This is a genomic window from Pseudomonas sp. BN411, assembly GCF_029871235.1.
Taxonomy (GTDB): Bacteria; Pseudomonadota; Gammaproteobacteria; order Pseudomonadales; family Pseudomonadaceae; genus Metapseudomonas.
On record NZ_SSOM01000081.1, the window covers coordinates 89,802 to 101,775 of the forward strand.

The 11,974-nt window shown below is 63.1% G+C and carries 10 protein-coding genes; 7 read left to right on the forward strand and 3 right to left on the reverse strand.

Annotated elements, in window-relative coordinates:
* Positions 1 to 573: 573 nt before the first annotated feature.
* From E8F06_RS24855 to E8F06_RS24875, 5 genes are all read left to right on the forward strand, one after another.
* Positions 574 to 2,631 carry a carbon starvation CstA family protein gene (locus E8F06_RS24855; protein ID WP_280371969.1) on the forward strand — a complete coding sequence of 686 codons (2,058 nt, stop codon included), beginning with the start codon at positions 574 to 576 and terminating at the stop codon, positions 2,629 to 2,631.
* A gap of 13 nt (positions 2,632 to 2,644) precedes the next feature.
* Positions 2,645 to 2,848 carry a YbdD/YjiX family protein gene (locus tag E8F06_RS24860; RefSeq protein ID WP_280371970.1) on the forward strand — a complete coding sequence of 68 codons (204 nt, stop codon included), beginning with the start codon at positions 2,645 to 2,647 and terminating at the stop codon, positions 2,846 to 2,848.
* A 110-nt stretch (positions 2,849 to 2,958) separates the two neighbouring features.
* Positions 2,959 to 3,933, forward strand: a complete 975-nt coding sequence (yjiA, locus tag E8F06_RS24865; protein ID WP_280371971.1) for a GTPase — start codon at positions 2,959 to 2,961, stop codon at positions 3,931 to 3,933.
* 155 nt (positions 3,934 to 4,088) lie between these two features.
* Positions 4,089 to 5,435: a cache domain-containing protein gene (locus E8F06_RS24870; protein ID WP_280371978.1), complete on the forward strand. Its 1,347-nt coding sequence runs from the start codon at positions 4,089 to 4,091 to the stop codon at positions 5,433 to 5,435.
* Between the two features lie 31 nt (positions 5,436 to 5,466).
* Positions 5,467 to 6,099: a response regulator transcription factor gene (locus E8F06_RS24875; protein WP_280371972.1), complete on the forward strand. Its 633-nt coding sequence runs from the start codon at positions 5,467 to 5,469 to the stop codon at positions 6,097 to 6,099.
* A 742-nt stretch (positions 6,100 to 6,841) separates the two neighbouring features.
* Here the strand turns inward: E8F06_RS24875 and E8F06_RS24880 are convergent.
* Positions 6,842 to 9,205, reverse strand: a complete 2,364-nt coding sequence (locus tag E8F06_RS24880; RefSeq protein WP_280371979.1) for a DNA polymerase II — start codon at positions 9,203 to 9,205, stop codon at positions 6,842 to 6,844.
* 225 nt (positions 9,206 to 9,430) lie between these two features.
* Between E8F06_RS24880 and E8F06_RS24885 the strand changes: the two genes are divergently transcribed.
* Both E8F06_RS24885 and E8F06_RS24890 read left to right on the forward strand, forming a co-directional pair.
* Entirely contained in the window at positions 9,431 to 9,661 is a 231-nt protein-coding gene (locus E8F06_RS24885; RefSeq protein WP_151133286.1) for a hypothetical protein, read from the forward strand.
* Positions 9,658 to 9,957 (forward strand): cell division protein ZapA, encoded by a 300-nt coding sequence (locus E8F06_RS24890; RefSeq protein ID WP_280371973.1) that lies wholly within the window; start codon positions 9,658 to 9,660, stop codon positions 9,955 to 9,957. The genes E8F06_RS24885 and E8F06_RS24890 overlap by 4 nt, the downstream gene beginning before the upstream one ends.
* Positions 9,958 to 10,197: 240 nt before the next feature.
* On the opposite strand, the gene E8F06_RS24895 is transcribed toward E8F06_RS24890, so the two are convergent.
* Both E8F06_RS24895 and E8F06_RS24900 read right to left on the reverse strand, forming a co-directional pair.
* On the reverse strand, positions 10,198 to 11,148 hold the full coding sequence (locus E8F06_RS24895) for a phospholipase D family protein (RefSeq protein ID WP_280371974.1): 951 nt from the start codon (positions 11,146 to 11,148) through the stop codon (positions 10,198 to 10,200).
* 231 nt (positions 11,149 to 11,379) lie between these two features.
* A partial coding sequence (locus E8F06_RS24900) for a M10 family metallopeptidase C-terminal domain-containing protein (RefSeq protein WP_280371975.1) occupies positions 11,380 to 11,974 on the reverse strand: 595 nt, incomplete at its 5' end.

An 11,974-nucleotide genomic window follows, 5' to 3' on the forward strand; every position in this document is an offset into this window, starting at 1 on the left:
GCGATTGAAATCGCCCCCACAGGTGAATCCCAAGGCCGACCTTCGGTGGTTGGGCAGCTTTTCTGTAGGGGCGAATTCATTCGCTAAGGGCGGCGAAGCTGCCCCCTCCAGGGCCTAAGGGCGAACCTGCGGTCCGCTTTGCGATTGAAATCGCCCCCACAGGTGAATCCCAAGGCCGACCTTCGGCAGTTGGGCAGCTTTCTTTGTGTGGGGGCGAATTCATTCGCTATGGGCGGCGCAGCTGCCCCCTATACAGGGCCGAAGGGCGAACCTGCGGTCCGCATTGCGATTGAAATCGCCCCCACAAGTGAATCCCAAGGCCGACCTTCGGTGGTTGGGTAGCTTTCTTTGTGTGGGGGCGAATTCATTCGCTATGGGCGGCGAAGCTGCCCCTAAGGCATGTGCTTGCCCTGGGACGGGGCATGCTGGCTACGTAGTACTACGTAGCCGTGCTTCGTAGTTGTGCGAATTTCTCCGTAGTCGCCACGCGCCGATAGTGTCGGCTGCCCCTATCCGGGCATAAACAACAACAAAAGCCGCCGCAGGTGACCCCACGCGGCAGGAGACCATTCCATGACCCAACTGGCTTCCCGAATTGCCTGGTTCGCCGTTGCCCTGCTGGGCGCATTTGCGCTGGGCACCGTGGCACTGCGTCGGGGCGAAGCAATCAACGCCCTCTGGATCGTTACTGCTGCAACTGCGATCTACCTGATTGCCTACCGTTACTACAGCCTGTTCATCGCCAACAAGGTGATGCAGCTGGACCCCTCCCGTGCAACACCTGCGGTGTTGAACAACGATGGTCTGGACTACGTTCCGACCAACAAGCACATCCTCTTCGGTCACCACTTCGCCGCCATCGCCGGCGCCGGCCCGCTGGTGGGCCCGGTACTCGCCGCGCAGATGGGCTACCTGCCCGGCACCCTCTGGCTGATCGCCGGTGTGGTCCTCGCCGGTGCGGTGCAGGACTTCATGGTGCTGTTCCTCTCTACCCGCCGTAACGGCCGCTCGCTGGGGGACATGGTCCGTGAGGAGATGGGCCGGATTCCGGGCACCATCGCCCTGTTCGGCTGCTTCCTGATCATGATCATCATCCTCGCGGTGCTGGCACTGATCGTGGTGAAGGCCCTGGCCGAAAGCCCCTGGGGCATGTTCACCGTGATGGCGACCATCCCGATCGCGGTGTTCATGGGCGTGTACATGCGCTACGTCCGCCCGGGCCGCATCGGCGAAATTTCCCTCATCGGCGTGGTGTTGCTGCTGGCCTCCATCTGGCTTGGCGGCATCGTGGCCGCTGACCCGGTCTGGGGGCCGGCCTTCACCTTCACCGGCGTGCAGATCACCTGGATGCTGATCGGCTATGGCTTCGTCGCCGCCGTGCTGCCGGTGTGGCTGATCCTCGCTCCCCGTGACTACCTGTCGACCTTCCTCAAGATCGGCACCATCGTTGGCCTGGCCATTGGCATCCTGATCATCGCCCCCGAGCTGAAAATGCCGGCGCTGACCCAGTTCGTCGACGGCACTGGCCCTGTGTGGAAGGGCACCCTGTTCCCGTTCCTGTTCATCACCATCGCCTGCGGCGCGGTATCCGGCTTCCACGCGCTGATCAGCTCTGGCACCACGCCGAAGCTGCTGGCCAACGAAACCCATGCCCGCTACATCGGCTACGGCGGCATGCTGATGGAGTCCTTCGTCGCCATCATGGCCATGGTCGCCGCTTCGGTGATCGAACCGGGCGTGTACTTCGCCATGAACAGCCCGGCCGCGCTGGTGGGCACCGACGTGAACGCCGTGGCTGCCACCGTCAGCAGCTGGGGCTTCGCCATCACCCCGGAAGTGCTGCAGCAGACCGCCACCGATATCGGTGAGCACAGCATCCTGGCCCGTGCCGGCGGTGCACCGACCCTGGCGGTGGGCATCGCGCAGATCCTTCACCAGGTGCTGCCGGGTGAGAACACCATGGCCTTCTGGTACCACTTCGCGATTCTCTTCGAGGCGCTGTTCATCCTCACTGCCGTGGACGCCGGTACCCGTGCCGGTCGCTTCATGCTGCAGGATCTGCTGGGCAACTTCGTCCCGGCGCTGAAGAAGACCGAGTCCTGGGCTGCCAACGTCATCGCCACCGCCGGTTGCGTGGCCCTCTGGGGTTGGCTGCTGTACCAGGGCGTGATCGACCCGCTGGGTGGCATCAACACCCTGTGGCCGCTGTTCGGTATCTCCAACCAGATGCTGGCGGGTATCGCCCTGATGCTGGGTTGCGTGGTGCTGATCAAGATGAAGCGCCAGCGCTACGTCTGGGTCACCCTGGTACCGGCTGTGTGGCTGCTGATCTGCACCACCACCGCAGGCCTGATCAAGCTGCTCGACCCGAACCCGGCCGTCGGCTTCCTGGCCCTGGCCAAGAAGTACAGCGACGCCGCCGCCGCTGGCCAGATCCTGGCCCCGGCCAAGGACATGGGCCAGATGCAGCACGTGATCTTCAACGCCTACACCAACTCGACCCTGACCGTGCTGTTCCTCTTCGTGGTGCTGAGCATCCTGTTCTACGCCATCAAGGTCGGTCGCAGCGCCTGGATGAAGTCCGAGCGCACCGACAAGGAATCGCCGTTCCAGCCGGTTCCGGACGCTTGAGGAGACCACGAGCATGTTCAATGACCTCAGCCGCATGGGTAAGTACCTCGGGCAGGCTGCACGCATGCTCGTGGGCATGCCCGACTACGACACCTATGTCGAGCACATGCAGAACAAGCACCCGGACAAGCCGGTGATGAGTTACGAGGAATTCTTCCGCGAGCGCCAGGAGGCGCGTTATGGCGGCGGCAAGGGACGGCCCGTACGCTGCTGTTGAACCCTTGATGCGGTAATCTGAGCGCCACGCCTAGCCGTGGCGCTCTTGTTTCCGGTCATCCCCCGGAGCCCTTTTTTGTAGGGTTGAAACCTGATTTCGAGGATTGCCCGATGTCTGCCCATCTCCCCATTCCGGTCACCGTGCTCAGCGGATTTCTCGGTGCCGGTAAGACCACCCTGCTCAAGCACATCCTCAAGGCCGAGCACGGCCTGAAGATCGCGGTGATCGAGAACGAATTCAGCGAAACCCCCATCGACGGCCAATTGCTGGGCGATGACGCCGTGCAGGTGATGACCCTGGCGAACGGCTGCGTCTGCTGTTCCATCCACGTGGAGCTGGAGAAGGCGCTGTTCCTGTTGCTGGAGCGCCTGGACGCCGGCGAACTGGCCTTTGACCGCCTGGTGATCGAGTGCACCGGCCTGGCCGACCCGGCGCCGGTGGCGCAGACCTTCTTCGCCGACGAGGAACTCTGCGAGCGCTATGTGCTGGACGGCATCATCACCCTGGTGGACGCGGTGAACGCCGAGCGCCACCTGCAGGAAACCATGGCCCAGGCCCAGGTAGGCTTCGCCGACCGCATCCTGGTGAGCAAGCGCGACCTGGTGGGCGAGGCGCACTTCGATGCCCTCTGCCAGCGCCTTTCTCGCATCAACCGCCGTGCACCGATCCGCGTGGTCGACCACGGTCGCATCGACCTGGCCGAGTTGCTGGACGTGCGCGGCTTCAACCTCAACGCCGACGTCGGCCCGGCACTGACCCTGCGTCCGCTCAAGCCAGCCGCATTGCCGGACCGCATCGGCACCCTGGTGCTGAAGAGCGAACGCCCGCTGGACATGGACAAGCTCAGCAGCTTCATGGAAGGGCTGCTGGAAGAGCACGGTAATTCCCTGCTTCGCTACAAGGGCGTGCTCTGCGTCGACGGCGAACCTCGTCGCCTGGTGTTCCAGGGCGTGCTGCGGCTCTATGGCTTCGACTGGGACAGCGAGTGGCAGGAAGGCGAGGCGCGCGAGAGCGTGATGGTCTTCATCGGCGACCAGCTACCGGAAGAGAAGATCCGCGCCGGGTTTGAAGCGTCGCAGGTGTGAGGTCGGCAAATCGCGAATGAATTCGCCCCCACAGGTGGATCACGCTTCACCGATCCACCATCGGCCCCGATCCGGGCACCAGCGGTGGAAGTGAAAAGCGACTTCCACCCTACGATGACGCGCGCGGTCTCGGCCACGTGGTGAAGTGAATGACCATGCAACTCAAACACAAGATCGTCACCCTCAGCGTCATGCCGCTCATCGTGTCGGTGCTCTTCATCTGCGTGCTGGTGTTCGCCCAGAGCCGCAAGCTGGAAGAGGAGCAGGCCAGGCTGGTGGAAAGCAGCATCATGGCCGTCAAGAAGGCCGAGATCAAAAACTACCTGGAGCTGGCCCTCAGCCTGATCGCGCCCCTGTATGACAGCGGCCGGGACGATGAGGAGGCCAAGCAGCAGGCGCTGCACATGCTGTCGCGGGCGAATTTCGGGCTGGATGGCTACTTCTTCGTCTACGACCGCCATGGCAAGAACCTGATGCACCCCCGGCAGGCGAACCTGGTGGGCAAGGAGCTCATCGGCATGAAAGACAAGAACGGTCTGCCGGTCATCCAGGCGTTGCTCGAAAGTGCCGAGAATGGCGACGGCTATCAGCTCTACGCCTGGGAAAAGCCGTCCTCCGGCCAGGTGACCGAGAAGCTTTCCTACGTGGTGATGCTGGATCGTTGGGGCTGGATGCTGGGCACCGGCATCTACATCGACGACGTGGAAGTGGCCACCCTGAAGTCGCGCCAGGAGGTAGCCACGGGGGTGCTGACCACGGTGCTGGCCATTGCGTCCTTTTCGCTGATCGCCGTGCTGGTGGTGTTCACCGGCGGCCTGATGCTGAACTTCACCGAACATCGCCTGGCCGACCGCAAGCTGTCCGCCCTCAACCAGCGCATCGTCCACCTGCAGGAAGAGGAGCGCTCGCGGGTGTCTCGCGAGCTGCACGATGGCATCAGCCAGCAGTTGGTATCCATCAAGTTCCAGTTCGAACTGGCCAGCCTGGAGCTGGAGAACGGACAGGGTAGGGGACTGGAGAACCTGCGCGCGGGCACGGCACGCCTGGGCGAGGCGATCGGCGAAATCCGCCGCATTTCCCATGACCTGCGGCCATCGTTGCTGGACACCCTCGGCCTGTCGCCGGCCATCGAACAGCTGGTGAGCGAGTTCGAGCAACGCACGGCAATCCGCACCCAGTACGAACGCGGGCTGGACGACAGCAGCCTGGACATGGACGTTCGCGTCACGCTGTTCCGCATCATCCAGGAAGCCCTGGGCAACATCGAACGCCACTCCAGGGCCAGCGCCGCTATAATCTCGCTCGCTTCCAGCCAGGGCGCCATCGCCCTGCGTGTGGAGGACAACGGCGTGGGGTTCGATCCCGGCCTGATGGACCGGAGCCAGGGAATCGGGCTGCGCAACATCAGGGAGCGGGTCGACCATCACCACGGCACCTTCACCCTGTCTTCGATGAGCGGCCGCACGGAACTGCAGGTCGAGATCCCCCTGCAGCGGGCCTGACGGCCCGGTTCGTGACTCCACAGAGGCCGTGATGAGCTTGTCGCACCCCATCAGAATTGCGCTGATCGACGACCACGTGCTGGTGCGCGATGGCGTGAAATCCCTGCTCTCGGCGATGCCCCATTTCGATGTGGTGGCTGAAGCGGAGTCCGGGGAAGCGGCACTGGAACTGGTGGCCTCCACCGAACTGGACCTGCTGTTGGTGGACGTCGGCCTCAAGGACATGAACGGCCTGGAACTGACCCGCAGGCTGTGCAGCCTCTATCCGGGCATCAAGATCCTCATCCTCAGCATGTACGACAACCAGGAGTACGTGCGCACCTCCATCAATGCCGGCGCCTTCGGCTATGTGCTGAAGAACGCACCTTCCACCGAGTTGATCGCCGCCATCGAGGCCATCGTGGCCGGCGGCAGCTTCTACAGCCCGGAAATCGCCCGCAAGCTGGCCACCAATGTCCGCGACGAGAACGAACTCACCCCGCGCGAACTGCAGGTCCTGTCGATGATCGCCAAGGGGCTGAACAACAAGGAAGTCGCCCGCGAACTGGATATCAGCGTGCGCACGGTGGAAACCTACCGCCTCAGCATCCGTCGCAAGCTGAACATCGACACGCCCGCCGCCCTGGTGAAATACGCCCTGGAGCATGGGCTGATCTCGATCTGAAATGCAGGACCCGCAGCGGTGCCGAACCTTGGAACGTTGGGCTTCGTTCCTCTGCCCAACCTACGGGAGGCCTGCGGCCTCTATAGCGAATGAATTCGCCCCCACATGTGCAGCGGACTCGGCATTGTGGGGGCGATTTCAATCGCTGACCGGGCGGAAGACGGCGGGGTTGTTCATCTGAGGAAATCGTAGGTTGGTTCCGAGCGCAGCGAGGCCCAACGCAGCGATGCTGAGCCTTGGAGTGTTGGGCTTCGTTCCTCAGCACCAACCTACGGGAGGTCTGCGGCCTCCATAGCGAATGAATTCGCCCCCACATGTGCAGCGGACTCGGCATTGTGGGGGCGATTTCAATCGCTGACCGGGCGGAAGACGGCGGGGTTGTTCATCTGAGGAAATCGTAGGTTGGTTCCGAGCGCAGCGAGGCCCAACGCAGCGGTGCCGAACCTTGGAACGTTGGGCTTCGTTCCTCTGCCCAACCTACGGCAGGACTGCGTCCTGCTTCGCGAATGAATTCGCCTCCACATGTGCAGCGGTCCCGGAATTGTGGGGGCGATTTCAATCGCTGATCGGGCGGAAGACGGCGGGTTTGTTCATCTGAGGAAATCGTAGGTTGGTTCCGAGAGCAGCGAGGCCCAACGCAGCGATGCCGAGCCTTGGCACGTTGGGCTTCGTTCCTCTGCCCAACCTACGGCAGGCCTGCGGCCTCCATAGCGAATGAATTCGCCCCCACAGGGAACTGGGTCTAGAACAGCACCATCTGCTTGTCGATCAGCGAGACGAAGTCGTCGCCTACGAAGGGCAGGATGGCGTCTGCAATGGGTTGCAGCTGACGGGTCAGGTAGTGGTCGTAGTCGATGGCTGAGCTGCGTGTTTCCAGAGGTTCCGGGCCGTTCACGGTGATCAGGTAGCTGATCCAGCCGCCGTTCTGGTACTGGCGCGGTCGGCCCTGGCGGTCGTTGAATTCGTCGGCCATGCGCGCCGCGCGGACGTGGGGCGGCACGTTGCGGGTGTAATCGTCGAGCTGGCGGCGCAAGCGTTTGCGATAGACCAGCAGCTCGTCCAGTTCTCCGGCGAGGGTCTTCTGCACGTAGTCGCGCACGTATGCCTGGTACGGCTGGCGATTGAAGATGCGCTGGTAGAGCTCCTGCTGGAACTGCTGGGCCAGGGGCGACCAGTCGGTGCGCACGGTTTCCAGGCCCTTGAAGACCATCTCCTGGCTGCCGTTCGGGCGCCGTACCAAGCCGGCGTAGCGCTTCTTGCTGCCTTCCTCGGCACCCCGAATGGTGGGCATCAGGAAGCGCTGGTAGTGGGTTTCGAACTGCAGTTCCAGGGCGCTTTCCAGGCCGTATTCCTGCATCAAATGCTCGCGCCACCACTGGTTGACCTGCTGCACCAGGCTACGACCGATGCGCGCGGCCTCGTCCTCTTCATGGGGCCGCTTGAGCCAGACGAAGGTGGAGTCGGTATCGCCGTAGATCACGCTGTAGCCCTGGGCTTCGATCAGCTCGCGGGTGCGGCGCATGATCTCGTGGCCACGCATGGTGATGGAGGAGGCCAGGCGCGAGTCGAAGAAGCGGCAGCCGCTGGAGCCGAGTACGCCGTAGAAGGCGTTCATGATGATCTTCAGTGCTTGGGACAAGGCCTTGTTGCCGTCGCGCTTGGCTTCGTCACGACTTTGCCAGACTCGCGCCACGATGGAGGGCAGGCTGTGCCGGGTGCGGGAGAAGCGGGCGCCACGGAAGCCCGGCACCGAGTGTTCGTCGTCCGGCTGCCGCAGGCCTTCGATCAACCCCACCGGGTCGATCAGGAAGCTGCGGATGATCGATGGGTACAGGCTCTTGTAGTCCAGCACCAGGACCGATTCGTAGAGGCCCGGGCGCGAGTCCATGACGAAGCCGCCGGGGCTTGCTTCGGGACGCTTCTCGCCGAGGTTGGGCGCGACAAAGCCCAGCCGGTGCATCAGCGGCATGTAGAGGTGGGTGAAGGCTGCCACCGAGCCGCCGCTGCGGTCGGTGGCCAGCCCGGTGACCGTGGCGCGTTCCAGCAGGAAGTGGAGCAGCTCGGTCTTCTCGAAGATGCGCGTGACCAGCTCACAGTCCTTGAGGTTGTAGCGCGCCAGGGCGGGCTTGTCCTCGGCGAACATGCGGTTGATCTCGTCCATGCGCTGGTAGGGCGTGTCGATCGCCTTGCCCTCGCCGAGCAGTGTCTGGGCGACGCTTTCCAGGCTGAAGGAGGGGAAGCTCCAGGTGGCCGAGCGCAGCGCCTCGATGCCGTCGATGATCAGGCGCCCGCTGGCCTCGGCAAAGTAGTGGTTGTTGCCGCTGCCATGCTCGCGCCAGCCCATGGGGTCGCCGCCACGCCCCAGCAACAGGGGTACCTTCAGCTTCTCGGCGTGCGCCTGGAGCACGCGCAGGTCGAACTGCACCAGGTTCCAGCCGATGATGGCGTCCGGGTCGTGCTCGGCCAGCCACTGGTTCAGGGCCTCCAGGAGTTCAGCGCGGCTGTCCCGGTAATCGAGCTGGAAGTCGACCCCGCTTGCATCGCCGTTGGCCGGCCCGAGCATGTAAACCTGGCGCTGGCCGCAGCCTTCCAGGGCGATGGAATAGAGTTCGCCACGCTCGGTGGTTTCGATATCCAGCGACACCAGCCTGAGCGTTGGTCGGTAGTCGGATACCGGTTTGAGCTGGGCATCCAGCAGTACGCCGCTCTCGTCCGGGGTGCCGCCGAAGTGCACGGGCGCGGTGATGAAACGCTCCATGAGGTAGCGCTCGGGCGGGCGGATATCGGCTTCCAGGACGTCCACCCCGGCCTTGCGCAGGGCCTTGTCCAGGCGCATCAGTTGGCGGTGCTGCTTGCAGTAGAGGCCCAGCACCGGGCGATGCTGGAAGTCGCACAGGGCGAGGGAGCGCAGCTCCACATCCTTCTCGCCTCGCAGCAGGGTTTCGGCGCGCTCGCGATGTTCGACAGGAATGAAGGCGACTGAAGTCTGCACGGGCAGGCGCACCTGGCGCGGGCCGGTATCGGTCGCCAGCCAGAATTCGACTTCCGTCCCCTCGGGCGTGTCCCGCCAATGCCGGGTCAGGACGAACCCTTGCTGTAACTCCACCACTGCAACCTCGGAACCTTTTTTCACTGCGGGATTCTACTCGTCATCGCCTCGGCGCGCGCGTTGGCAAAGGCTCGGCCCGTGTTGTTCGTTCAACATGAAGAAGGCGATCTAAGCCATTGAATTGACAGCATACATTCTGTCTGAACAACCCGATTTTCCCTGGCCAGAAGGGGGGCTTTTCATTATGCTCCGCGGCCATTTTCATCCGTCCGGGAGACGACCATGCTGGACAACACCCTCGTACAACTCGAACAGCTCGTGAGCGAGCTCCTGCAACAGAACCAGGGCATCGCCGAAGACAACGCTCGCATCCGTGCCGAGCTGCGCAAGGCCCGCGAAGAGAACGACAGCCTGCAACTGGCGATGATGGAGCAGGAAGAGAAGAGCAACGCCACCGCCGAACGCCTGCAGGCCCTGGTCCGCCGCGTCAGCGAGAGCCGCGCCAGCGCATGAGTACCGACAGCGTCCGTGTGCTGCGCATCCTGGGGCGCGAGTACAACATCAAGGCACCGGCTGGCGAAGAGCAGGTGCTGCAGGACGCGGCAGCGATGCTGCAGGCGGAGATCGCCGCCAACAAGAAGAAATTCCCCTATGTCACCGCCAACGAGCTGGTGGTGCTTTCCGCGCTCAATCTTTGCGCGCGCCAGTTGAATGCTGGCGACAAGCCCCATGATGCGGCCGATGTCAGCCAACGCCTGGCCAGGCTAAACCGGCGAATTCGCGAGCAACTGGACAGCGTCGGTTCCTGAGATTCCTGGCCAGGCTCAGTGCCGCGTACTGGCCTTTCCTTGTAGGGGCGAATTCATTCGCCAAGGGCGGCGAAGCTGCCCCCTGCAAGGTCGAGGGGCGAACCTGCGGTCCGCTTGGCGATTGAAATCACCCCTACAGATGGAGATCGCCCCCACAGGGTTGGTGCCGGGATTGGCCATTCCTTGTGGGGGCGAATTCATTCGCGAAAGGACGGCGAAGCCGTCCCCTCGGCGGTGGGGTCAACCAATCACGCGCAGGATGTCGGCGCGGTTGATCTCGGTGCGGCCGTCTTCGTACCAGTCCGGAATCGCTTCCTTGAGCAGTTCCTTGTCGCCATCCAGCTTGAACGGCTGGGTGTAGCGCTTCTTGCGGTAGGCATAGATGTAGTAGGTGCCGTCGCGATACAGGATGCGGTCGAAGGTGTAGAAGCCGATGTGCGAGCCGTTGCAGCGCGCGGTCAGCACCACATCGCCTTCCTCGTAGGGCAGGGCGCCCTCGGCGCATTCGTAGGTGAAGAACTCACGGACATCATCCCAGGCCACGCCGTCGCTGCTGGACTTGAGGTGATCGCGCGCCTCGTCCTCAGACTGTTGCGAGTGGTCGCTGTACCAGATGAACAGCGGAATGCTCTGGTTGATGTCGTCGCCCAGCCAGCCTTCGCTGTCCAGGTATTCGGCGCTACGAGCCAGGCCCGCCTGCATGCGGCGATGGTTCTGCTTGTAGGCGTCCAACGCATCCTCGAAGGCTTGCGAGTGGTTGCAGGGCAACACGCCATCGGCGGATTTGAGGGCCTGGACGCGGGCCAGGTAGGCGTCGTACAGGGTGGCATCGTTGATCACGGTGCAGGTGTCGCGCACCAGGCTGACGCCCACCTGGGTGAGGTTGGCGCTGCCGACGATGACCACGTCCGGCTCGATCAGGTAGAGCTTCCAGTTCACGCTCGCCTGGTAGCGGAAGTCCACCGACAGGACCAGGTCCGGGTTCGCTTCATTGAGGCAGTGCTCGATGAAGTCGGGGGACGTGAGCGAGTTGATGGAACCGACCAGGATGTCCAGTTGGTTGCCGTTCTCGATCAGCTGGTCGATCAGGGGCTCGGTGCCGCTGGCGAAGGCGGAAACTATCGTGATCTTCTTTCCGCTCAGTTCGCCCAGATAGGTTTCAAGGCTGTCTTCGTAATCCAGAATTTCCATACAGTCTCCAGCGACATCTTTTCTGCAATTTCGCCATTTTCGCACAGGCAATGACAAAGGCCAGCGTCAGAAGCACTTCGCGCGCCATTGAAAGCTTAAGATGCGTCGGCCGCAAGGCTAGGCGTGTCGGCGTTCATAGTCGACAGCGTGAGGTCGGAGGGGAGGAATCGAATCCCGCAAACATGCGAGAACCAGGGCTTGCCCTGGTTCTCCGAGGGTGTGCCGATTCGTCTAGACGACGAAGTCCGCAGTCGACATTGCTGTCACACCGACCAGTTGGATCGCGAATTCGGCAGTGGCATCAGCGTCGGTGTTGCCGTACAGCACGCCGCTGGCGAACTTCAACTGGCCTGCTGCCGTAAAGGCGCTGGCGCTGCCTATGACAGCGGTGAAGGCGTCGTTGGTCGTGGTGGCGGTGTTGGCGTCCAGTGCGGAGAGGTCGATCCGGTCGGCGCCACGGGTGAAGTCACTGATTACATCCCAGGTGGTGCTGGTCAGTCCCAAATCCGCCAGATTGCCGAAGGCGAAAATGTCATTGCCTGCGCCACCTGCCAGGCTTTCCTTGCCGGCTCCGCCGGTCAGTCGGTCATTGCCCGCGCCCCCGGACAGCGTGTCGTTACCCGCTCCGCCATCCAGCAGGTTGTTGCCGGCATTGCCTGTGAGCGTATTGGCCAGGCCATTGCCGGTGGCATTGATGGCGACGGTGCCGGAGAGCGTCAGGTGCTCCTGGTTGAGGCCGAGGACGCGGCTGACGCTAGAGACAATGGTGTCGATGCCTCCCGTCGAGCTCGTTTCCGAGACGACGTCGGCGGTGTTGTCGACGTAG

What these genes read in the sequence shown, in the direction of transcription:
- E8F06_RS24855 (WP_280371969.1), top strand. Translation starts at nt 574, where the DNA reads ATGACCCAACTGGCTTCCCGAATTGCCTGGTTCGCCGTTGCCCTGCTG.
- E8F06_RS24860 (WP_280371970.1), top strand. Translation starts at nt 2,645, where the DNA reads ATGTTCAATGACCTCAGCCGCATGGGTAAGTACCTCGGGCAGGCTGCA.
- yjiA (WP_280371971.1), top strand. Translation starts at nt 2,959, where the DNA reads ATGTCTGCCCATCTCCCCATTCCGGTCACCGTGCTCAGCGGATTTCTC.
- E8F06_RS24870 (WP_280371978.1), top strand. Translation starts at nt 4,089, where the DNA reads ATGCAACTCAAACACAAGATCGTCACCCTCAGCGTCATGCCGCTCATC.
- E8F06_RS24875 (WP_280371972.1), top strand. Translation starts at nt 5,467, where the DNA reads ATGAGCTTGTCGCACCCCATCAGAATTGCGCTGATCGACGACCACGTG.
- E8F06_RS24885 (WP_151133286.1), top strand. Translation starts at nt 9,431, where the DNA reads ATGCTGGACAACACCCTCGTACAACTCGAACAGCTCGTGAGCGAGCTC.
- E8F06_RS24890 (WP_280371973.1), top strand. Translation starts at nt 9,658, where the DNA reads ATGAGTACCGACAGCGTCCGTGTGCTGCGCATCCTGGGGCGCGAGTAC.
- E8F06_RS24895 (WP_280371974.1), bottom strand. Translation starts at nt 11,148, where the DNA reads ATGGAAATTCTGGATTACGAAGACAGCCTTGAAACCTATCTGGGCGAA.